Consider the following 22,113-nt stretch of genomic DNA (forward strand, 5'->3'; position numbering starts at 1 on the left):
AAACCCATAGCCAATGGCCACCGAAGAGTCGGACAGCAGTGGCACGGGGACGGATGGGGGCAGCGACGTACCGACCGAGGGGACGCGGGCCGGCCGGTGGATCGGGAAGCGCTGGTACAAGACGTCGGTCGGCATCGTGACTGCAGCCCTGCTGGTCGTTCTGACCGGTGTTGGCCTCGCCGTCTCGACGGGGGTGGTCGCACCTGCGTTCACCGAGCACGAACCGTCCGCGGCGGCCGCCGTTCCGCCCTACGTCTATCTCTACGGTGGACTGGGCGGGCTGGCGTACGTGTTCACGAGCATGGTCATCGAGTTCGAGAAGACGACGGAGGAGCTCGGTCGCGCGGGACTCCGGCTGCTCGCAGCCCCGCTGCTGGCGGCGGGCATCTACCTGTTGATGCGGTTCTTCCTGAGTTCGCCGTCGACGCGCCAGGTGGCCGGGCTCTCCTTTCTGGTCGGCCTCTACGTCAAGGTCACCATCGAGGCGCTCGGCTCGCTCGCCCGTCGGCTGTACGGTCGACCGACGGGTCGAACACGGGACGGCGGCGACGATTCGGAGTGAGGAGAGCGACGCAGCCGCTCACTGCTCCCAGAACTGCATGAGGGTGTGGTTCCCGACGACGAGCCCGGCGAACAGCCCCGCAACAATCGGGTGCCCGACCGCGTAGACCCCCGCCGTCGCCGCGCCGAAGACGAGTCCCTCCAGTAGCAGCCGCCACCGGTCGGATACCGGGAGTGCAGCCTTCGGCGAACCGAAGACGCCCCAGACGATTGCGACGACCGTCGGGGCCGCGAGGGCGAGTGTGATACCGACCGGGAGCGAGTCACCGGTTTCGAACCCCCAGTACGCGATGGCGAGCAGTGCGGCCACCTCGAGGAGGAAGCGGAGGCCACGGTTCGCCAGCCCGAGGACCATACGAACGCACAGGGCCCGATAGATTTCAAGCCATCGACGTGTGCCCCTTCGGTCAGGCACAGCTCATCGAGGCGGCGATCTCGAGCAGCGTGCCGCGAGGGAGCGAGCCGCTGACGACGTAGCTCTGGTCGCCGCACCGCCACTGGACGTAGCCGCCCGTGTCGGTCCCGACGTACTGGACCGTCCGCCCGTCGAGCGTGACGGACTCGGCCTCGGACGGGGTGCCCCTCGGCGTGCCGTTCCGGACCAGTACGTGCAGCGTCGCCGAGCCGTTGGTGTACCGCAGTGTGGCCCGCTCGACGGAGCCGGCCGACAGGGCTGCTCGCCCCAGTGCGAAACCGGTCGGGACGTCCGGGGCCGGGACGTGGAGGCTCGTGTTCGTCCGCAGGAGTTCGACGCGCTCGAACGTCGTCACGGCCGGCGTCTCGTGCTCGGACCACTCGACGTCAGCGGGCACGTCCAGGGTGAAGCGGTCGTCGTCGATGGCGACGCCGAGGCGGAGGTCCTCGAAGGTCGTCGTCGAGGTGTACACTCGGTCGCCGACCGTCGACGTCGATACCAGGCGCTGGGGGAAGTACGTCTCGGTGTCGAGCCAGGCGACGAGACTCGCGTTGCCCGCCATCGACTCGTTCGGCACGAACCGCACCTTGTAGTGGTCTTCGCCGTCGAGTGCCGCCACCCCGACGAACTCGACGGTCGTCCGCTCGAGCAGTGACTGGACCGGGAGGCCGAGCATCGTGACCGAGCCGGCCGACTGCGGGAACGTCGTCACCTGCTCCGCGTCGGGCTCGTACACCGTCGTCGCGCTCTCGTTTCGCAGCATCACCGTGCCGGCGCGCTCCCGGGGAGCGACGACCTCCTGTCGGAGCTGCCGGTCCGAGGGACGCACCCACAGCCGGACTTCGCTCGTCGTGACGTTCTCCCCGACGGTGACGTTCGTCCGACGTGTGGCCACGTAGCTATCCAGCGACGACATCCGCTCGCGGAACGCGGCGACGACCGCCGCACCGTCCGGCCGGGCCGACTCGTTCGCGGAGACCGTGTGGGGAGTAGTCACGTCCGCTGTCGTCTCGGGCGCTGCCGCGTCGGTGGCCGTGCCTGCGTCGTCGAGACAGCCCGCGAGTGTCGTCGACGAGAGCAACACGAGACAGAGCACGGCGATTCGGAGGAACCGGTGGACCATATCGACTCGGCGTTCAGCCGCATCACGCATGAAAGGTTTGATACGAAGCGGTTCTGTGCAGGGCGAGTATAATCGAAACAGCACGAGTGGATGGCTCTATCTCTCTGATGTCGTCGTGACGGAAGCCGAGAACCAGGAACGGATCCACCGGAATTCGAGGCACGATCGTAGAGTCGCTACGCCGCGTGCTGGTTCACCATTCGTCTCACGACGGCCGTCCCGCTCGCACGCTCGCTTTGCTCCCTGATTCGATTTCCATCGCGGCCGCGACGCTCGTCACTTTGTTCGCAAGAGAAGCGGGCCGGATGGGAATTGAACCTCAGTCGGAATGCTCGCTCCGCTGTGCGTATCCTCCCTGCTTCAATTCCCTCGGAGCCGCTTCGCTCCTCACGTGCGTTCGGAGCAGAAGCGGGCCGGATGGGAATTGAACCCATGACCGTCTGATTAAGAGTCAGACGCTCTGCCTAACTGAGCTACCGGCCCGAGTGCACTCATTCGTTACGTGGTAGTGTTAAAAAGGGTTTTCATTCCATGGCGGCGCCCGCTCGCGAACCGCAATCCGTAACCCCCTCGACCCACAGACGAGAGGCATGTCCTGGGGAATCCTCGTCGTCGCCGGACTGTTCGAGATCGCGTGGGCGGTCGGGCTGGAGTACTCGGACGGTTTCTCGAAGCCGGTCCCATCCGCGCTGACGGTGGTCGCCCTCGTCATCAGCATGCTGCTGCTCGGGCGGGCGGTCGAGAGCCTCCCGGTCGGGACGGCCTACGCAGTCTGGACCGGTATCGGGGCGGTCGGGACGGCCATCCTCGGGGTCGTCCTGTTCGACGAGCCGGCGACGCTCGCACGGGCCGGATTCGTGGGGCTCATCGTCGCCGGAATCGTGGGACTGCACTCGACTGGGGCCTGAACCGAGGGTCGGGACCGTTAAGTGGGCCCGGCGAAAGATTTTGCGTACATGAGTACCGGGGTCAGCATCGCTGCGATGTCGAGATATGCGATTCTCGGCTGCGGGAGCGTCGGTCACGCAGTCGCCGAGGAGCTGGTCGATCAGGGCAAGGACGTACTCATCGTCGACAGGGACGAGGGCCGCGTCGAGGCGCTGCGCGACCAGGACCTCAACGCACAGGCGGCGGACATCCGCGAGCCTACGACTGCGGACGACGTGCGCGACTGCGACGTGATCCTCATCATGTCCTCGGACATCGAGGCCAACAAGGAGGCCGTCGCGAACATCCGTGAGCGCGATGCCGACCAGTTCGTCGTCGTGCGCGCCTCCGACCCCGTCTCCGGTGACGAACTCACCGAACTCGGCGCGGACGTCGTCATCAACCCGTCGTCCGTCATCGCCGACGCGGCGATGCGCTCCCTGGAGTCGGGCGAGCTCGAGTACCGCGCCACACAGCTCTCGGAGGTCCTCTCCGACGCGAACGACCGCGTCGCTATCTTCACCAACGAGAGCCCCGACCCGGACTCCATCGCGAGCGCGGCCGCGCTGCAGGCCATCGCCACGCATCTCGGCGTGGAGGCAGACATCTGCTACCTCGGCGACATCGGCCATCAGGAGAACCGGGCGTTCGTCAACCTGCTCGGCATCGAACTGCTGAACTGGGCAGACATCGACGACCGCGAGCAGTACGACACGATGGCGGTCGTCGACCACGCGAAGGGCGGCGAGGCATTCGAGCTCGAGGTGGATATCGTCATCGACCACTACGAGTCCGACGAGGAGTGGGACGCGTCGTTCGTCGACGTGCGCCCGAACGTCTCCTCCACGTCGACCATCATGACGAAGTACATCCAGGAGTTCGACATGAAGGTCGACGAGGCTGTCGCGACCGCGCTGCTGTACGGCATCCGTGAGGAGACGCTCGACTTCAAGCGCGACACGACGCCGGCGGACCTCACTGCGGCGGCGTACCTCTACCCGTTCGCGAACCACGACCTGCTCGAACAGGTCGAGTCGCCGTCGATGAGCCCGGAGACGCTGGACGTGCTCGCCGAGGCGATCCAGAACCGCGAGGTGCAGGGCAGTCACCTCGTCTCGAACGCCGGCTTCATCCGCGACCGGGAGGCGCTCGCGCAGGCGGCCCAGCATCTCCTGAATCTGGAGGGCATCACGACCACGGCGGTGTTCGGCATCGCCGACGACACCATCTTCCTCGCGGCGCGCTCGAAGGACATCCGGATGAACATCGGGAAGGTGCTCTCGGACGCCTACGGCGGCATCGGCGAGGCGGCCGGGCACTCCACGCAGGCGAGTGCGGAGATCTCACTGGGCATCTTCACGGGTATCGAGACGAACGACGAGAACCGCGATACGCTCCTCTCGCTCACCGAGGAAGCGGTCAAGCGGAAGCTGTTCCAGGCGATGGGTGTCGAGAGCGGCGAGTCAGGAAACGGCTCCTAGGCGACGACTTCCTCTTCCTCGTCCGGCGTCTTCAGGCGCTCGATGATGTCGTTGATGAGTACCACGTCACCGACGGCGCGGACCCAGCGGTACGGGACGAGCACGCCACGGTGATCGCCGATGCGGTTGCTGAACAGCTCCTGATTGAGGTTCGCCAGCGCGAGTCCGGTGACGACCTCGTTCTCGACGTCGAGTCGGACGTCCTCTATCTCGCCGACGAACACGCCGTTGTTCGAGTAGACCTCCCGGCCGACGAGGGCCGTAATCTCCTGTGGAGTGCCGTTCATATCCGTCCTGTCGTGGAGACGGGTCTTATAACTTGGTCAGACGCACGCGACACCGCACTACGCGAGGCTCGCGCCCGCCTCACGCGAGGTCGTCCAGCACCGACCCGAACGCCGACAGCGCGTCCTCGCAGTGGGCCGGATCGCGTCCGAGGCTGACCCGCACCGAATCGGGTTCGTCGAAGAACCGACCGGGGACGACGAGGATGCCGTCGTCCCACGCGGCCTCGGCGACGGTGTCCCCGTCGGCGGCCGTCGGCTCCAGCAGTGCGTAGGTCGCGCCGTCGTGGACCGTCCCCTCGAGGTCGTCGCGTTCGTCGACGAAGGTCGCGAGCAGGTCGTGGTTCGTCGCGACGAGCTCGCGCTGGCTGGCGAGCAGTCGGTCCTGGTGGTGGAACGCACGTCGTGCCAGTGAGACGCTCGGCTGGGCGAGCGCCGGCAGGTGGTGTGCGACCTGTTCGGCGCGCTCGACGAACGCGTCGTCGGCGACGAGCCAGCCGACGCGGAGCCCGCCGAAGCCGAAGAACTTCGTGAGGGAGCCGGTCACCACCACGTCGTCGAGGCCCGCCGCGGTCGGGCCGCCCAACGCTCCTGCGGCCGGGTCGGTCGTGAACGGGGCGTACACCTCGTCGACGAGGAGCCGGCCACCCGCGTCGCGGACCTGGTCGGCGGTTGCGGCGAGCGTCTCCCGCCCGATCAGCTTGCCGGACGGGTTGTGTCGGTTGGTGACGACGGTGAGACAGGCCTCGTCGGCGAGCGCACTGTCGACGCGGTCGGGGTCGAGCCGAAAGCCGTCATCCTGCGTCCGGAGGAAGCGATGAATGTGACCTCCGAGGGCGCGTGGTGTCGCTGTAAGTGGCTCGTACGCCGGCTTCTCGACCAGCACCTGTGGCTCGGCTGGCTCGTCGGTCTCCCGCTCGTGCCCGTCGAGCGCCGTCGCCATCGCGAGGACGTTCGCCATGCTGGCACCCGCCGTGACGAGAACGTTCGACGGGTCGACGTCGTACGCTGTCGCGACCTGCTCGGTGAGACGCACCGACGCGGGCGGCTCTGCGAGCCCCGCCAGTCGGCCCGGGACGGGGTCCCGTCGGTCGCCGCTGGATCTCCGGAGGTCGCTGGACCCGAGGTCGTGTTCGGCAGCCGCCGGGCGTCCGTCGATCCAGTCGAGGTACGCGATTGTCGGGAACACGTTCCCTCGCTCACCGGCTTGCGTGTTGAGTGTTCGGTTCGACGACGCGCCTGGAGTATATAAACTGGCAGTAGATATTTATATTATGATTCATTACCCGCTACTACTTCCAGGCGATGAGTGTAAGCAGGAGCCAACTGTACGGAGGAGTGCCGGGGTGCCTCTGACAATCCGGCCCTCGACGGTCGGCCATGCCCGGGCCGACCGTCGTACAGGGTTCGTTCCCTGTTTGTCTGTCTCAGCAGCCACGTGTAACCGAAGCGACCACCGGTTTCTCGCTCAGTGCTCGCGGTAGTCGAGTTCCACGTCCATCGTGCCGCCGAACCGCTCGTAGGTCGAGTCGGTCACGGCGTCACGCACTAGCGCGAACACCCCGCGGGCCGTCCGTTCGCGTGTCCTCGCCGTCGCCGAGTCCACGAGCTGGCCGACTGCCGAGCGCTCTGCGTACATCGACAGCACGTTGACGTTGTCGAACACCACCCAGCCCGTGCCGGGTTTGACGTGTCCCAGCGCTCGCTCGAAGCGGTCGTGGATGCCGGTCAGGTCGTTCGGGTAGACGACCGAGGTGGTCCACAGCGGCCCGTCGTAGTCCACCGGCGACCCCGAGACCGGGACGACGCCGACCCTGTTCGGGTCGCCGCCGCGGTCCTGCACGAACTGCTCGACCTTGTGTGCCGGGCGCGTCGTCGAGATGACGAGCAGGTTCTCGAACGCCGCCGGGGGCAGCGTCGCGAGCGGCGACCGCAGCGAGTCCGTGAGCACCAGCGCCTGCGTCCCCGGAGTGAGTCGGTCGAACGGGTCGCGCTCAGTCCGCACCGGCATCCTCGAACCCCCCTGTGCGTTCGGTCTCTCCAGCAGCACGTCAACCACCATCAGAGGTCCCTCCTGCCGTCAGCAGCACCATCGCTCTGATCGCGGCCACGACGGGGGCCAGCGTGGCCACGGAGAAGGTGGCCGCGTAGGCGACCGTGGACCCGGGGAGACTCGGAACACCGAACACCACTCAGAGGATGTTGACGAGGACGAACCCCCGAACGCGACCGGGAGGGGCTTGGGCATCCCGTTGATGGGTGCCCCGGCGAACCCCCGGACCGCAACCAGGGAGAGGCAGAACGCCACCGTCAGCACCAGCACGTTGGTCAGCGAGAGTAGCTGGACAATGAACCAGTACGCCCCGGCCGACACCATCAGCGCCCACCCACGAGCCGTGTCGCTGTCCGTCGTGAGCGTGGCGTTCTCAAAAACGTTGTGACCTCAGTCCCCGAGGATGCCGTCGAGGTCTGCGTGCCCCGCCAGCAGTTCGCCCATCCGCTCGACGGTCCCCTCGTCGCGCGTCCGGCCGACGCGGACCACGTCCTCGGCCCGTTCGATAGTCGTGAGGGTGTTCGAGTTGACCACCATGACGGGGACACCCTTCTCGGCGGCCTTCCCGAGTACCGCGCCCGACGGCCGGTGGCCGCCGGTCAGGATGAGGCACTTCACGCCCGGTGCCTCGAGCGCAGCGGTGTGTATCTCGGAGCGGTCGCCGCCGGTGATGACGGCGGTGTCCTTCGTCCGGCGCAGGCCGCGGAGGGCGGCGTCGGGGCCCATCGCGGCGACGCTGAACCGTTCGACGAACGCGTCGGTCGGCACGTCGGTCAGCAGGTCGGCGCCGAGGTCGTCGGCAAGCTCGCCCACCGTGACGCCGGCGAGTTCGCGCTCTCGCGGGAGCACGCCGTGGACCGTGATACCACGTCCTTCGAGGAACGGCACCACGTCCTCCTGTAGCTGGTCGTACACCGAGTCCGAGACCTGGTTGAACAGCACGCCCGAGAGCGAGCCGTCCAGATCGTCGACCGCCGCGAGCACGTCGTCCACGTCCGTCACCGAGTCGTACGGGCAGACGAGCAGGACCGACGCGTCGAGCAGCTCGGCCACGTCGCCGTCGGCGATGTCGAGCACCTTGCCGGCGGTCAGTCCGCCACCCTCGACGAACAGCCGGCCGTGGCCCGCGGCGAGCCCGTCGTACGCCTCCTGAATGCGCTCGCGCACCTCGGTGGCCGTCTCACGGCCCCGGATGGCCTCCTGGACGAACGTCGGCGAGTAGACGACTGGCTCGAGCTCGTGCATCTCGGCGTCGAGGTCGAGGAGGTCGCGGGCCAGCATCGGGTCCTCGTCGAGCGTCTTGCCGACGTTCGACTGGAGCCGGGTGCCCTTGGGTTTCATGTAGCCGACGTCGGTTCCTCGCTCGCGCGCCGCCTGGGCGAGTGCGAGCGTGACCGCCGTCTTGCCGGTGCTCTCTTCGTTCGCGGTGACGAGTAACGGGTTCATAGTTGATCGGTGTCGACCGTGAGTCTGACGTCGACCGCCCGGACCCCGTCCGGACCGGCGACGAGTGGGTTGATGTCCAGTTCCAGTATCGCGGGGAAGTCGGTGACGAGCTGGGAGAGCCGCTGGATGGTCTCGATGACGCCCTCCACGTCTGCGGGCGTCCGGCCCCGCGCGCCGCGGAGCAGCGGTGCGGCCTTCACCTCGTCTATCATCTCGCGGGCCTCCGGTTCGGAGACGGGTGCGACCCTGAGCGTCGTGTCCTCTAGCACCTCGACGAAGATGCCACCGAGGCCGAACAGGACGAGCGGCCCGAACTGCGGGTCGCGGTTGACGCCGACGATGGTCTCGGTCCCCTCGTCGAGGTCGACCATCGCCTGCACCTGCACACCGAGGATGGTGGCGTCGGGCTGGTAGTTCGTCGCGCGGGCGACCAGGTCCTCGTAGGCGTCGAAGACGTCCTCGTTCGCCACGCCGACCTTCACGCCGCCGATGTCGGACTTGTGGAGGATGTCCGGACTGACGATCTTCATCACGACCGGGCCGTCGATGCCCTCTGCGACGGCCACGGCGTCTGCGGGTTCGTCGACGACCTCGCCGGCCGGCGTCTCGATGCCGTAGGCGTCGAGCAGTCCCATCGCCTCCACGCCGAGACGATTGTCGTCCCGCTCCTTGGCGTCCATGAGGATCTCGCGGGCGGCCTCGCGGTCCACGTCGAACGTGGTCGGCTCGACGTACTCGCGTTCGGTGATGCGGCGCTGGCGTGCGAGCGCGTCGAGGCTGTCGACGGCTCGTGCAGGGTCGAAGTAGTTCGGGATGCCGGCCGCCCGCAGTTTCTCGACCGCCGGCCCGGTCCGTGAGCCCCCCATCAGGCTCGCGACGACCGGCTTCCCGTGTTCGGCCTGTACGTCGACGACCGCCTCGGCGAGTTCCTCGAAGTCGAGCACGGCGGTCGGCGCGCTGACGACGACCGCCGAGGAGACGTTCGGGTCTGAGAGTGCGGCGTCGACCGCCGTCGTGAACCGCTCGACGCCGGCGTCACCGATGACGTCGACCGGGTTGTAGATGTTCGCCTCCTCCGGCAGCACGTCGCGGAAGGTGTCGAGCGTGTCGTCGCCGAAGCTCGCGAGCGACAGCGTCGAGTCGCCGATGGCGTCCGTCGCCATCACTCCCGGGCCACCGGCGTTCGTGACGACGGCCACGTCGTCCGATTCCGGCAGTGGCAGCCCCGAGAGCGCGCGTGCCGAGTCGAACAGCTCCTGTACCGAGTCGGCCCGGAGCACGCCCGCCTGCTCCAGCCCCGCCTCGTAGGCGGCCTCGCTCCCGGCTATCGCGCCGGTGTGGCTCGACGCCGCCTTCGCGCCGGCGTCGGTGCGACCCGACTTGACGACGGCCACGGGGGTCTCCTGGGTCGTCTCGCGGGCCGCCTCGAGGAACTCCTGGCCGTCCTTGACACTCTCCAGGTAGCCGAGCACCACGTCCGTGTCGGGGTCGTCGCCCCACTCGCGGACGAAGTCCGTCTCGTCGAGGACCGCCTTGTTGCCCAGCGAGACGACGTCCTTGAAGCCGATACCCTGGTCGGCCGCCCAGTCCAGGACGGCCGTGATGAACGCCCCGGACTGGCTCATGAAAGACACCGAGCCGGGCAGTGCCATCTCCGGGCCGAACGTCGCGTTCATGTCGACGGTCGTGTTCATCACGCCGAGGCAGTTCGGGCCGACGAGGTTGAGGTCGTACTCCGCGGCGACGGCCTTCAGTTCTCCTTCGCGCGACGCGCCGTCCGCGCCGGTCTCGCTGAACCCGGCGGTGACGACGACGACGTTCTCGACGCCCGCCTCGGCGGCTTCACGTACCACCGGAATCGCGACGGACGGTGGCACGACCACGACCGCGAGGTCGACAGAGCCGTCGACGCTCGCCACGTCCGGATAGCAGCGGTAGCCGAGCACCTCCTCGCGGTTCGGGTTCACGGCGACGACGTCGCCGTCGAACGCGCCGAGGTTCTCCAGTATCGCGCGCCCGACCGAGCCCTCGCGGTCGGTCGCTCCGACCACGGCGACACGCTCCGGCGCGAACAGTCCTGACAGCGTTCCCATCGTTCGAAACGACTGTGGGCTCGCCGATAAAGGTACGTATCCGTCGCCGGGCTCGGCGGGAGCCGGCGGTCCTACTCGGCCACGTCGGCGACGGTCCCGCCCGACAGCTCGACGAGCCGCTCGGGGTCGACGGGGAACACCGCGTCGGGCGTCCCGGCGGCAACCCACACCGTCTCGAACTCCTGCAGGGTCTCGTCCACGAACACCTGCAGGTCTCGTTCGTGGGCGAACGGTGGCACGCCGCCGATGGACCAGCCCGTCGCCGCCTTCACCTCGTCGGGCTCGGCCATCCGTGCCGTCTCGCCGCCGACGAGGCGGGCCAGCGTCGCCGTGTCCACGCGGTTCGCGCCGGAGGTAACCGAGACGACGACCTGCTCGTCGTCCGTCCCCTCGTCGACGACCAGGACGATGCTGCTGCCGATCTGGGCCACGTCGCAGCCGATAGCCGCCGCCGCGTCGGCGGCCGTCTTCGTCCCCTCCGGGAACTCCGTCACCTCGGGCTCGAACCCGTACTCCTCGCGGGCACGGTCCGCGAACTGGGCTGCGGTCGAATGCATACCGTAGAGCGTGTACGAGAGGTGGCAAAAAGCCACGCAATCGGGCAACACTGCTAGGGCAGACAGTTTTGTGTCCGCCCCGAGTGGGTGCGACCATGACCCAGAGGCCCACCGTACTCGTCCTCAGGAAGGCCGCCCACGGGATGCCCATCGAGCAGTACGCGGCGGCTTTGCGGGAGCGGCTCCCCGACCACGACGTCGTCCTCGCCCGGACGCCCGCGGCGGAACGCGATGCGATACGAGACGCCGAGATCGTCACGGGCATGTGGCTCACCGACGACCTGCTGGACGAGGCCGAGAACATGCGGCTGTTCGCCTGCGGCTACGCCGGCACCGGCCACCTCCCGCGCGAACGCCTGGCCCAGCTCGACGTGGCCGTCACGAACGCCTCGGGCGTCCACGGTCCGAACATCGGCGAGCACGTCCTCGGAGCCATACTCAGCTTCTCACGGCGCTTCCACGAGGCGCGACGCCGCCAGCGCCGCCACGAATGGCGGTCGTTCGAGACGCACGAGCTGCAGGGCTCGACGGTCACCGTCGTCGGACTCGGGGCCATCGGCGAGGCGACGGTGAACCGGCTTGCGGGCTTCGACGTCGACACCATCGGGGTGCGCTACTCGCCGGAGAAGGGCGGCCCGACGGACCGTGTCGTCGGCTTCGAGGACGACGCCCTCCACAACGCGCTCGCGGAGACGGACTACCTCGTGCTCGCCTGCCCCCTGACCGAGACCACGCAGGGACTCATCGGCACCTCCGAACTCGTCACCCTCCCGCCAGAGGCCGTCGTCGTCAACGTCGCTCGCGGACCCGTCCTCGACAGCGACGCGCTCGTCACCGCCCTCCAGCGCGGCTGGATCCGCGGGGCGTCGCTCGACGTGACCGACCCGGAGCCGCTGCCGGCGGACCACGAGCTCTGGGACCTCGGCAACGTCCAGATCACGCCACACAACGCCGGCCACACCCCCGACTACTACGAGCGCCTCGCCGACATCGTCGCCTCGAACGTCCGGCACGTCACCGAGTCCGGCGAGTACGACGGTCTGGCGAACCAGGTGCCGCTGTAGTCGAGCGCTCGTGACGATTGGACACGTTCGATGAAGCGAACGTGACGAAGCACTCACTCTTCGAGGTAAGTGTCCCGGTAGGCGGCACGACCCTCCACGACGAAGTAACCGACGAGAAGCGCCACGCCAGTGGCGAATGCGAGGTCAGCCGGGTCCACGCCGAGTACGGTTCGTATCGGCCCCCCGAGGTAGTTGGCTGAGAAGAAGAGTGCGACAATCGCGTACAACGTCAGGACCCAACGAGCGCGCGAATCGACCGGCACCTCGCCGTCCTCGCCGCGGATCCAGAGGTAGAGATGAGAACCACCGAACACAATGGCTACGAACCCGACCGAAACCGCAGTGGAGACGGCGGAGTTGCTGACGGACGCGGAGATGTAGGTCAGCAGGAACCACGCCGGGGCGACGATACTGATATGGACGACGGTGTCACGAGAGAAGAACTGCGAACTGTCGGCGTTAGACATATCACGAACTCTACATCGCTCCCATGTATGTCTTTTCGGTCTCTACAGGTAGCCTTCGGAGCGGAGGAGTTCGCCGTTCAACACGCTCGCGCCGGCCGCGCCGCGGATGGTGTTGTGTGCGAGGCAGTTGTACTGGAGGCCGAACGTGGACTCCTGGAAGCCACCGGCCGCGACGGCCATGCCGCCGCCGACCGTGCGGTCGAGACGGGGCTGGGGACGGTCCGGCTCGTCGAACACGTGGATGAGTGTCTCGGGCGAGGACGGGAGGTCGAGGCTCGGGTACGACGCCATCGCGTCCACCGCGTCGGCGGGCGTCAGCTCCTCCGCGGCCTCGACCCAGACGTTCTCCAGGTGGCCGTCGATGGTGGGGATGCGGTTACAGGAGGCCGAGACGCCGACATCGTGTTCCGTGAGGGAGACGCCGTCGAACTCGCCCAGCAGCTTGCGGGACTCGGTCTCGAGCTTCCCCTCCTCGCCGCCGATGTGGGGGACGGCGTTGTCGATGATCTCCATCGAGCTGACGCCGTCGTAGCCCGCGCCGGAGACCGCCTGGAGCGTCGAGACGTGGACGCGTTCGAGCTCGTAGCCGGCGTCGGCGAGCGCGGCGAGCGTCGGCACGAAGGTGATGGTCGAGCAGTTCGGGTTCTTCACCAGCGCGCCGTCCCAGCCCCGTTCCTCGCGCTGGACCTCGAGCAGGTCGAGGTGGCCGGCGTTGATCTCCGGGATGACCAGTGGCACGTCGTCGGCCATCCGGGCGTTCGAGGAGTTCGACGACACGACGTAGCCCGCCTCGCAGAACGCGGGCTCGACCTCGGCACCGACGGAGGACGGGAGCGAGGAGAACAGCAGGTCGACGTCGTCGGGGACGGCGTCGGGGTCGGTCTCGGTGACGGTCATCTCGGCCACGTGATCCGGAATCGGTGCGTCGACGCGCCACTTGGCGGCGTCGCGGTACAGTTCACCGGCACTGGCCGAACTCGCCGTGAGCGCGGCGAGCTCGAAGTCGTCGTGTGGTGCGAGGAGCTGTACGAGGCGCTGGCCGACGGCACCCGTCGCGCCGAGGATGCCAACCTGTACGGTCATTGCTGATGCCCTCGGCCCCGGCGAGAGAAAACCCTTCGGGTGTTGTCAGTGATTGCTGCCGTCGTGGAGACGGGTCGTGTCGCCCGGGGGTCGCCCTGCCCGCGGGCCAGCGCCGCGCCTACGTCCGCAGAGAGAGTCGCAGTTACTGTTCGGTCGTCGCGTTACCCTTCTTCCGGGTGACGTAGCCCGCGATGCGGTTCCGGACGCCCTTGGACTCGATGTTGGTGAGCTTCGTGACGCTCTTTTTGTTCATGTCGAAGTCGTCTGTGAACGCGTTGGGGTATCGCTCGAGGAGGATGGTCCCCGTCTTCTTCACGTAGTCGGGCTTGATTGCCATACCCCTTCGTTCCTCGTTCGCCCCCTAAAATGATTCGTTCTCCGTCTTCCAGTCCGTCAGCGAGCCGATGAGCGCCATCGCCTCGCGCTCGCGCTCCCCCCCGCAGCGCTCGACGACGGCCTCGAAGTACGAGAGTCGCTGTCGGAGCGTCGTCTCGTCGTACGACGACACGTCGAGCCTGGACGCTGCGACCGTCGCCTCGAGGACGGCACCGAACGCGCGATTCACCGGCTCGACGGACCGCGACTCGACCGCCGACTCGGCCGGGTGGAGCTGCCATTCGGCCCACTCGGTGCTCCCGTCGTCACCGGTCGTGACGTGTTCGACCTCGACGCGGGCCCAGGCCTGTGCGCTGTCGAGCACCGGCTCCTGGCGCTCGTACACGTCGAGGGCCGCGCGGGTGAAGTCGACCGGGTCGCGGGTGAACTGTACGACACCACCGCCGCGCCGGTCGAAGTTCAGCCTGGTCCGAGTCCGACCCCACGTCCGAGCAGTCACCGGGTCGCCGGCGTGGAGGCCGAGCGCGGCGAGGTTCCAGCGGCCGTTCGGGCCCTCGGTCGCGACGACCGACTCGGTGACCCCACAGAGGTCGACTGGCCAGTCGGCGGCATCGGCGGCGCTGCCGGTCGGCTCCCCGTCGCTCACGGCACCACCCCGTCACGTTCCAGCGCGACGAACGTCGCCGCCGCCGTGATGTCCGCCGTCGTGCCCGGATTCACGCCACGTTCGACCAGTTCGTCCGCGAACGCCTCGCGCTCGTCGCGGTCCGCGTGACGGAGCGTCGCTGCCCGGTCGCTGACCGACTCCGCGACCGCGGCACCGTGTTGTTTCGCGACCATCGTGTCCGGCTCCCCGGCGAGCAGTTCGAGGAACGCCTCGGTGATACGGTCCGGGACCGGCCCGTCACCGTCCCGGACCGTCTCCGCCGCCGCGAACGTCCGCCGGAAGTCGTTCGTCCACTCGGCCGCGACCCCGTCCTCGGGGGCACTCAGCTCCATCACGTCGTAGAGGGTCAGCCCCCGGTCCCGTAGCGCCGGAATCGCATCGGCACCCCGGCGGACGTCGAGGTCCTCGGCTTCCGCGGGCGGTTCGTCGACGAACACGTCGACGTGCTCGAACGCCCGGTAGAAGCCGGCCGCGTCGTCGACCGTCGTCGCCTCGACGGCGGCGGCGGTCTCTTCGGGCGTGAGACCCCACGTCGTCGCCGCTCGCACCAGCGGCACGAGCAGAAGCAACGCACCGAACTGTGCGTTGCCGCCGCGTTGCTGGCTCATCCCCGCGACGGCGGTGTCGAACGATTCGCCGACCGGCTCACCGGCCGCGGCCGCCTCGAGTCCGTCGCACGCACCAACCGCCCCCGTGAGGAAGTGCTCGAACCGCAGGTCGTCGAAGTCGCGATGTCGGTCGACGTTCCCCGGTTTCGGCGTGCCAGCGACCTCGAGCAGGAGGGCGAGTTGGGCGTGCTGTGCTGTCCGCATGAGAATCAGTTCGACCTAGCTCGGTATGAAAGCCGCGCCACCGGAGACGGGCAGGAATCCTTTTCACAACCCCCGGACAAGGCTCGCACATGACTGGGGGCGGGTTCGACCGGAGAACGCTCGGTACTGGTGCAGCCGAGCAGATACGCGTCTTACACGTGGACGACGACGCCAACTTCCGGGAGCTGACGAAGACGTTCCTCGAAAAGCTACGCGACGAGTTCACCGTGACGTCCTTCGAGGACCCGACCACCGCAATCGACCGCGTCGACGAGTTCGACTGTATCGTCAGCGACTACCAGATGCCGGATGTCGACGGTCTCGACTTCCTGTCGCTCGTCCGCGAACGCCACGAGCGCATCCCGTTCGTGCTGTTCACCGGGCAGGGCAGCGAGGAAATCGCGAGCGAGGCGATCTCCGCCGGTGTCACCGACTACCTCCAGAAGGCCGGGAACCGGGACCAGTACGAGGTCCTCGCCAACCGTCTCGAGAACGTGGTCGCACGCCACCGAAGCGAGCAGCGCCTGCGGGACAGCGAACGCCGCTACCGGGAGCTTGCGGACACGTCACCGGTGCCGATGGGCATCCACGTTCCCGACGAGGGAATCATCTACGTGAACGACGCAGCGGTGGAGTTCTTCGGCGCCGAGACCGCCGACGAGATACTCGGGCGGAGTCCCGTCTCGCTCATGCATCCAGACGACAGGGCTGCCGTCGCCGACCGAGTCGACTCCCTGTTCGAAGACCGCGAAGCAATCCCCGGAGAGCCCGAGCGGTTCGTCGGCGTCGACGGCGAGGTCAGGACCGGCATTGTCTCCGCCGTCCCGACGACAGTGGCGGGACAGCCAGCCGCCCACGTCGTCATCAACGACATCTCGTCGTACCTCGACGCCAAGGCGCGAATCGGAGCCCAGCAGTCGCTCGTCCAGGCGATCATCGACACGCTCGACGACCTCGTCTACGTCTTCGAGGACGACTCGCTTGTCCGGTGGAACCAGCGGGTGCCGGAGGTCCTGGGCTACGACGAAGCGACCCTCGCCGGGATGGGCCCGCTCGACTTCGTTCCGGCTGCGATGGAGCCAGCCGCTGCCAGGTACTTGCGGCAGATCGAAAAGGACGGCCGCGCGACCGGAACGTTCGACCTGGTGACCGCCGACGGCGACCACCTCCCCCACGAGCTCGAAGGGTTCGCTGTGGACCACGAGGAGTCGACGTTCAGGGTCGGTCTCGCCAGCCCGGCCGACGAAACTGCCGGTCGGCGCGACCCGGAGAGAGACCGCTAGTTCGGCGACGAACGTCGGCGACCCGGGTCTGCCCGAGTCGCCTCAGTCGTCCGTGTGCGGCTCCGGCGACACGACCACGGAGACCGGAACCGGGTCCGGAGGCAATCGTCCGGCAGTTCGCGGAGCCCCACGACTGGACGGTCACCATCGACCAGGGGTCGCACAGATTGAGGTCGGCGGCGTCGAACCAGCCCGAACCGTCGGTTCAGGCCGGCGACGCGAACCACTCGACGGTCGCGTCGCGTACCCGCTCGAGCACCCGTGGGTCGTCGCTCGGGCGACCGACACTCACCGCGTCGGCACCGTACTCGAGGTACTCGCGAACACTGTCGCGGTCGCGGACGCCGTTGTTCGCGACGACGAAGCAGTCCGTTGCATCGACTATCTCGGCGATCATCTCCTCCGAGTCCATCGCGTCCACGTGGAGCACGTCCGCACCGGCGGTCTCCAGCCGTCTGGCGGTCGCGACGAGGTCGACGCCCGCGACCTCCGTCCGGAGCTTCACCGAGACGGTCGCGCCGGTCTCGGCGGCCGCGGTCACGTACTCAACCAGACGGTCCGTCTCGACGAGCAGCGACTCGCCACAGCCGACGGCGCACAGTTCGTCCTGGCGGCAGTGGGCGTTCACCTCGACGACCGCATCGTGGTCCGCACAGACACGGGCCGCCTCGCGGACCGGCTCCACGGTCGCGCTCCGGACGTTGAACGCCGGGTCGATGTCGGCGTCAGCGAGCGACGCCAGCTGTGCGTCGATGAACGCGAACGGGTCGTCGGGAAGGAACTCGTTCCGGTCGCGGGCGACCAGCTCGCGGGCGGCCCCGCGACTCGCCGTGTCCAGTGCTATACCGCCGAGGAACGCCAGCCCCGCGTACTCGCTGCCCGCCCGGGCCCAGTCGGCGTCGGCCTCACCGCTGAGACTCGCGAGTGCCACGCGTGGCTCGAACATCACTCGACGGCCTCGATGGCGCGAGCCACCGCTTTGCAGACTCGACCCGCGTCCTTGCGGTCGTCGATTCGGATGTCGGTTCGTTCGACCGGCCCGTCGAACTCGGCGTCGTCGTTCTCGTCGACGACGAACGCGTCGGCGAAGGGGTACGCCGTCGCCAGCCCCTCGGTGCTCGGCTCGGCGTTGACCGCCTGCATCAGCTTCCCGGCCGGCCCGGAGAACGCCTCGTCGCCGAGGAACGGCGAGACAGCGACGACGGTCGTCTCGTTGAGCGCGGCACCGAAGCCCGGAATCGATAGCATCGGTCCGATGCTCGTCACCGGGTTCGACGGTCCGATGACGACCGTGTCGTCGAGCGCGTCGAGCACGCCCGGGGCTGGCTCTGCCTTCGAGGAGCCGCGGAACTCGACGTTCTCGACCGTCGGCTCCCCGCCGTGGGCCACCCAGAACTCCTGGAAGTGCATCATCCCGTCTGGCGTGTGGATGAGGCTGGCGACCGGGTCGTTCGTCATCGGAAGCAGGTCGATCGTCAGCCCGAAGCCGGAGGCGAGTCGATCAGTGACCTCGGCGAGCGTCTGGCCCTGGTCGAGCAGGCTGGTACGTGTCACGTGGACCGCACGGTCCCTGTCGCCGATCTCCATGAACTCCGCGACCCCCGAGAAGCGCCGCCAGCGTGCGAGCTCTCGCCCCTCGGTCTGGCGGTCGTTCGGAAGGTACTGGGGGCCACCCTGTAGGCCGACCGCGTTCGCGATATCCGTGAGCGCATCGTGGGTCCGCGTGGTGTCACCCTCGATACCCCACCAGCGTTCGCGGTCGAGGAGCCCACCACCCTGAAAGACGAGCGTGTCGACGTCGGGACAGATAACCAGGCCGCCGAGTTCGATGTCGTCTCCGGTGTTCGCGATGACCGTCGTGTCGTCGGGGGAGAACGCAGCAGCGGCACCGTCGAGTAGTTTCGGTGTTCCGGTGCCACCGGAGAGGAACGTCACCATGGACGAACCGTTCTGTGTCGGGACTATAATCAGTTCCGGCCTTCACGGAGCCAGTCCGCGAAGCTCCCGGCGAGGAGCGTCTCCTCCTGAGCCTCGATGTACTCCCGCTGGGCGGCGTACACCGCCTCGTCGAACGCGGTGCCGCCGTCGACGAGCTCGCGGACGCGGTCGTGCTTCCAGCGCGCCGGCGTCGTGTGCTGGCGGACACGGACACGGAGCGGGTAGAGGAACGTCGCCGTGTCGTCGTCGCTCAGCCCCCGGTTCTGCAGGCCCTGCTCCGCGTGGTCGAGGATGTCCTCGTAGATGGCGACCGTGTCGGTCGACTGCTTGCCGTCGTTGGTGATCCAGGTGAAGTCGGCGTCGAGGCCGTCCCGCATCGCCCGGTAGAAGTTGTCGTGGGCGAGCTCCCAGTCGAGGTCCGCCACCGGATGTTCGAGCTTCGGCAGGGCCTCCATCAGCCCGGCGAACGCCGCCTGGAACGCGAGGCTGTCGCGGACCGTCGGCTGGGCGGCGATGGGACGGAACTCGATACGCGCGTTGGCGGCCGAGCGGGTCGGTCCGCCGAACACCGGCCGGACCCACCGCCAGTACGTTCCGTGTTTGGTCCGGAAGTGGGCGAACTTGTCGTCGAACCGATTGGTCTCCTCGACCTCCAGCGGCACGAACGTGTCGTCCTCGGCGATCCGGTCGACTGCCTCCTCGACCGTCTCGAAGTCCCGGGGAAACCGGACCTTACCCGCGGTGTCGGAGGCGGCGTTGAGCACCGTCTCGAAGACGCCGATGCGGTGCTCCATCCACGCCTCGTCGAGGATGGTCTCGGCGTCGACCGACTCGTCGTACAGCTCCGGTGGGAAGAACGGCGAGTTGACACCGAGGGCGAGGAGTGGCCCGGCGACACGGAGCGCGTAGCTGAAGAACGTCGGGAGGTCTGCGGCGTGGGACACCTGATAGTGCGGCTGGATGGAGGTGATGAGGCTCTCCGGCAGCACCGTGTCGGCCTCGAGGTCGACGTTCGGTGCGTCGAGTCGCATCCCCGCGGTCGTCGACCGGTCGGTGTTCGCCATCGCGTGATAGCGCGCCGAGTCGCTCATGTTCGTCGCGATACGGATGCCGCGGTCCTCGACGCTGTCGGTGAGGTACTGGCTCGCCGACTCCCCCTCTGGAGGGATGGTCCACAGCGCGTCGCTGACGAGGCGCATCCCCTCCGGCCGGGTGCAGTCGAGGGCGGTCTCCAGTCTCGCCAGCACCTCGTGTTCCTGGGCGAGCAGGCCGTGACGGTTGAACGGCTGCGGGCTCGTCGTCATCTCGGCGTTGTGGAGGCCGAGTTCCTTCTCGAACCCGATGAACTCGAGCAGTCGACGGGGGACGCGACGCAGGGGGTAGTCACCGTCGGTTCGGTGTCGCTCCGCATCGGGCTCCGAGACCGCGTAGAACTCGTACTCCAGGCCGACGATGGCCTGGGGGTTGTCGAACGTCCCCGCCTTCAACTCCTCTTTCAGCACTGCGGTGTCGTCGTCGACCTTGGCCTGAAACGCCTCGCGGTCGACGGACAACGCCGACTGGACTCGTTCGGCGAGGTCGTCGTCTGGCATGGGGGACAGTCGGACGGGTGTGCTCTAAAAACCCGTGGGTCAGCAGGTTGGCGTCGGTGGCGAGCAGGCGACACTGGATGCGCCCGAGGGACCGTGTCGCGCACCCGCGTTCCCCCTCGGGACCGGTCGGTCTGGCACGCCGACGTTGGCCCCGGCTTCCCTGATAAAGTCCGGGTCGTGGTTGGCGGCGGAATCCGACCGGTTTATCCCCCAGTCACCGGTACGCTCGGTCGATGAAGTTCGCGTCGTTCGCCGAGCGTGCGGCGGCAATGGAGGCGGAGCCGGCGGACCTCGAGACGGTCGCCCTCGTCAGCGACCTGTTCGCAGCGGCCGAGGACGACCTCGCCGTCGTCGCACGGTTCGTACAGGGCCGCGTGTTCCCAGCGTGGGACGAGCGCAAGCTCGACGTGGGGTCGAGTACGTGCTACACCGCCATCGCCCGCGCGGCCGGCCCGAACGTCGACGCCGACGACGTGGAGGCACGCGTCGCCGAAGTCGGTGAGGTCGGTGCCGTCGCAGCGGAGTACGAGTTCGGCGGCCAGACGGGGCTCGATGCATTCGGTGCCGGGGGCGGCGGGGACGACCGGACCGTGACATCGGTCTACGGGGACCTGGTCGCGCTCGCGTCCACCGAGGGAGCGGGGAGCGAGAGCGCGAAGGTGGACCGGCTGTTCGGGCTGTTCAACGAGAGCGAGGGACGGGAGGCCCGATACCTCGCACGTCTTGTCCTCGCGGAGATGCGAATCGGCGTCGGCGAGGGCACCGTCAGGGACGCCATCGCGGACGCGTTCGACGTGCCGGTCGACGCCGTCGAGCGGGCGCTCCAGGTGTCGAACGATTACGGGCTGGTCGCGGAGACGGCCCGGAACGAGGGTGAGGCGGGTGTAGCCGCGATGGACCTCGAAGTCGGCCGTCCCGTCCAGCCGATGCTCGCGCAGGCCGGCACCGCGAGCGACGCGCTGGCAGAGTGGGGAACCGCCGCGGTCGAGACCAAGTTCGACGGCGCACGCGTGCAGGTCCACTGGGACGGCGACGAGGTCTCGGTGTACTCGCGAAACATGGAGGACGTGACCGACGCACTTCCGGAGGTCGGCGAGTTCGTCCGCGAGCACTGCGACGCGCCGGCCATCCTCGACGGCGAGGTCGTCGCCGTGGACGACGACGGCGAACCGTTGCCGTTCCAGCAGGTGCTACGGCGGTTCCGCCGGAAGCACGACGTAGCGCAGGCCAGAGAATGGGTAACCGTCGAGCTGCGGGCCTTCGACTGCCTGCACGCCGGAGGCGACGACCTGCTCGACGTGCCCCTCCGCGAGCGGTACGGACGCCTCCGGGAGACCATCGACGCGGGCGTCGATGACCTGCTCCTGACCGACGACCCGGAGACGGTCGCGGTCCACGAGGCCGACGCGCTGGCCGCGGGTCACGAGGGTATCATGCTCAAGGACCCCGAGTCGACGTACTCGCCCGGCAAGCGCGGCCAGAACTGGCTCAAGCGCAAACCCGACGTGGAGACACTCGACTGCGTCGTCGTCGGCGCGGAGTGGGGCGAGGGGCGGCGGGCGAACCTCTTCGGGACGTTCCACATCGCGGTGCGTGACGGCGACGACTACCTGCCGGTCGGGAAGGTCGCCACCGGTGTCACCGACGAGGAACTGGCCGAGCTCACCGAGCGGCTCGAACAGCACGTCGCCACCGAATCCGGCCGCGACGTGACGTTCGAGCCGGCCGTCGTCTTCGAGGTCGGCTACGAGGAGATACAGACCTCGCCGACGTACGAGTCGGGCTACGCGCTCCGGTTCCCGCGGTTCGTCTCCGTTCGCGACGACAAGGCACCCGCGGACGCGGACTCGCTGACCCGGCTCGAACGGCTCGCCGAGTCGCAGTGACACCTTGAATTTCCCTGGTTTCGTCGACTGTCGGGCGGGTTGGCC

The 22,113-nt window shown here is 68.1% G+C and carries 22 protein-coding genes and 1 tRNA gene; 6 read left to right on the forward strand and 17 right to left on the reverse strand.

The window, feature by feature from the left end; genetic code table 11:
• Positions 1–13: 13 nt before the first annotated feature.
• Positions 14–562, forward strand: coding sequence for a hypothetical protein (locus tag NO978_RS00170; RefSeq protein ID WP_257297478.1), 549 nt, complete (start codon positions 14–16; stop codon positions 560–562).
• Between the two features lie 18 nt (positions 563–580).
• On the opposite strand, the gene NO978_RS00175 is transcribed toward NO978_RS00170, so the two are convergent.
• From NO978_RS00175 to NO978_RS00185, 3 genes are all read right to left on the reverse strand, one after another.
• Positions 581–916, reverse strand: a complete 336-nt coding sequence (locus tag NO978_RS00175) for a YrdB family protein (RefSeq protein ID WP_257297479.1) — start codon at positions 914–916, stop codon at positions 581–583.
• 52 nt (positions 917–968) lie between these two features.
• Entirely contained in the window at positions 969–2,099 is a 1,131-nt protein-coding gene (locus NO978_RS00180) for a hypothetical protein (protein WP_257297480.1), read from the reverse strand.
• 409 nt (positions 2,100–2,508) lie between these two features.
• Positions 2,509–2,582: transfer RNA gene (locus tag NO978_RS00185), tRNA-Lys, on the reverse strand.
• 107 nt (positions 2,583–2,689) lie between these two features.
• Here NO978_RS00185 and sugE point away from each other — a divergent pair.
• Positions 2,690–3,007, forward strand: a complete 318-nt coding sequence (gene sugE / locus NO978_RS00190) for a quaternary ammonium compound efflux SMR transporter SugE (RefSeq protein ID WP_257297481.1) — start codon at positions 2,690–2,692, stop codon at positions 3,005–3,007.
• Positions 3,008–3,055: 48 nt separating this feature from the next.
• Positions 3,056–4,507 (forward strand): DHH family phosphoesterase, encoded by a 1,452-nt coding sequence (locus NO978_RS00195; RefSeq protein WP_257297482.1) that lies wholly within the window; start codon positions 3,056–3,058, stop codon positions 4,505–4,507.
• On the opposite strand, the gene NO978_RS00200 is transcribed toward NO978_RS00195, so the two are convergent.
• From NO978_RS00200 to NO978_RS00225, 6 genes are all read right to left on the reverse strand, one after another.
• The gene (locus NO978_RS00200; protein ID WP_089732762.1) at positions 4,504–4,794 is read right to left on the reverse strand and encodes a PRC-barrel domain-containing protein; all 291 of its coding nucleotides are present in this window, start codon (positions 4,792–4,794) and stop codon (positions 4,504–4,506) included. The two genes, NO978_RS00195 and NO978_RS00200, sit on opposite strands and share 4 nt — an antisense overlap.
• A gap of 79 nt (positions 4,795–4,873) precedes the next feature.
• Entirely contained in the window at positions 4,874–5,980 is a 1,107-nt protein-coding gene (locus NO978_RS00205; protein WP_257297483.1) for a pyridoxal phosphate-dependent aminotransferase, read from the reverse strand.
• Between the two features lie 279 nt (positions 5,981–6,259).
• On the reverse strand, positions 6,260–6,802 hold the full coding sequence (locus NO978_RS00210) for a hypothetical protein (protein WP_257297485.1): 543 nt from the start codon (positions 6,800–6,802) through the stop codon (positions 6,260–6,262).
• A gap of 432 nt (positions 6,803–7,234) precedes the next feature.
• A complete protein-coding gene (locus tag NO978_RS00215) occupies positions 7,235–8,290 on the reverse strand; it encodes a phosphotransacetylase family protein (protein ID WP_257297486.1) in 1,056 nt (351 codons plus the stop codon).
• The gene (locus NO978_RS00220) at positions 8,287–10,383 is read right to left on the reverse strand and encodes an acetate--CoA ligase family protein (RefSeq protein ID WP_257297487.1); all 2,097 of its coding nucleotides are present in this window, start codon (positions 10,381–10,383) and stop codon (positions 8,287–8,289) included. Before NO978_RS00220 ends, NO978_RS00215 begins: the two co-directional genes overlap by 4 nt.
• Before the next feature lie 71 nt (positions 10,384–10,454).
• Positions 10,455–10,940: a YbaK/EbsC family protein gene (locus NO978_RS00225; RefSeq protein ID WP_257297488.1), complete on the reverse strand. Its 486-nt coding sequence runs from the start codon at positions 10,938–10,940 to the stop codon at positions 10,455–10,457.
• Between the two features lie 95 nt (positions 10,941–11,035).
• On the opposite strand from NO978_RS00225, the gene NO978_RS00230 reads away from it, so the two are divergent.
• The gene (locus NO978_RS00230; protein ID WP_257297489.1) at positions 11,036–12,004 is read left to right on the forward strand and encodes a D-2-hydroxyacid dehydrogenase; all 969 of its coding nucleotides are present in this window, start codon (positions 11,036–11,038) and stop codon (positions 12,002–12,004) included.
• Between the two features lie 53 nt (positions 12,005–12,057).
• Here the strand turns inward: NO978_RS00230 and NO978_RS00235 are convergent, their stop codons facing one another.
• The 5 genes from NO978_RS00235 to NO978_RS00255 all read right to left on the reverse strand — a co-directional run bounded on the left by NO978_RS00235 (position 12,058) and on the right by NO978_RS00255 (position 15,369).
• Positions 12,058–12,471, reverse strand: a complete 414-nt coding sequence (locus NO978_RS00235; RefSeq protein WP_257297490.1) for a hypothetical protein — start codon at positions 12,469–12,471, stop codon at positions 12,058–12,060.
• Between the two features lie 42 nt (positions 12,472–12,513).
• Complete coding sequence (asd, locus tag NO978_RS00240) at positions 12,514–13,554, reverse strand: aspartate-semialdehyde dehydrogenase (RefSeq protein ID WP_257297491.1); 1,041 nt, start codon at positions 13,552–13,554, stop codon at positions 12,514–12,516.
• A gap of 142 nt (positions 13,555–13,696) precedes the next feature.
• Positions 13,697–13,891, reverse strand: coding sequence for a 30S ribosomal protein S17e (locus NO978_RS00245; RefSeq protein ID WP_257297492.1), 195 nt, complete (start codon positions 13,889–13,891; stop codon positions 13,697–13,699).
• Positions 13,892–13,915: 24 nt separating this feature from the next.
• Complete coding sequence (locus tag NO978_RS00250) at positions 13,916–14,536, reverse strand: DUF447 domain-containing protein (protein ID WP_257297493.1); 621 nt, start codon at positions 14,534–14,536, stop codon at positions 13,916–13,918.
• The gene (locus NO978_RS00255; protein ID WP_257297494.1) at positions 14,533–15,369 is read right to left on the reverse strand and encodes a triphosphoribosyl-dephospho-CoA synthase; all 837 of its coding nucleotides are present in this window, start codon (positions 15,367–15,369) and stop codon (positions 14,533–14,535) included. The genes NO978_RS00250 and NO978_RS00255 overlap by 4 nt, the downstream gene beginning before the upstream one ends.
• A gap of 89 nt (positions 15,370–15,458) precedes the next feature.
• On the opposite strand from NO978_RS00255, the gene NO978_RS00260 reads away from it, so the two are divergent.
• Positions 15,459–16,652, forward strand: coding sequence for a PAS domain S-box protein (locus NO978_RS00260; protein WP_257297495.1), 1,194 nt, complete (start codon positions 15,459–15,461; stop codon positions 16,650–16,652).
• Between the two features lie 205 nt (positions 16,653–16,857).
• On the opposite strand, the gene NO978_RS00265 is transcribed toward NO978_RS00260, so the two are convergent.
• The 3 genes from NO978_RS00265 to NO978_RS00275 are packed head-to-tail and all read right to left on the reverse strand — an operon-like array spanning position 16,858 to position 20,182.
• Positions 16,858–17,598, reverse strand: a complete 741-nt coding sequence (locus NO978_RS00265) for a tRNA-dihydrouridine synthase (protein ID WP_257297496.1) — start codon at positions 17,596–17,598, stop codon at positions 16,858–16,860.
• Positions 17,598–18,590 carry a 2-phospho-L-lactate transferase gene (gene cofD / locus NO978_RS00270; RefSeq protein ID WP_257297497.1) on the reverse strand — a complete coding sequence of 331 codons (993 nt, stop codon included), beginning with the start codon at positions 18,588–18,590 and terminating at the stop codon, positions 17,598–17,600. Before cofD ends, NO978_RS00265 begins: the two co-directional genes overlap by 1 nt.
• Positions 18,591–18,619: 29 nt before the next feature.
• Positions 18,620–20,182 (reverse strand): hypothetical protein, encoded by a 1,563-nt coding sequence (locus NO978_RS00275; RefSeq protein ID WP_257297498.1) that lies wholly within the window; start codon positions 20,180–20,182, stop codon positions 18,620–18,622.
• A 233-nt stretch (positions 20,183–20,415) separates the two neighbouring features.
• Between NO978_RS00275 and ligA the strand changes: the two genes are divergently transcribed.
• Positions 20,416–22,068 (forward strand): ATP-dependent DNA ligase LigA, encoded by a 1,653-nt coding sequence (ligA, locus tag NO978_RS00280; protein ID WP_257297499.1) that lies wholly within the window; start codon positions 20,416–20,418, stop codon positions 22,066–22,068.
• Positions 22,069–22,113: the final 45 nt, after the last annotated feature.

The sequence above is a fragment of the Haloarchaeobius sp. FL176 genome, assembly GCF_024609245.1.
In the GTDB taxonomy this organism is placed as follows: Archaea; Halobacteriota; Halobacteria; order Halobacteriales; family Natrialbaceae; genus Haloarchaeobius.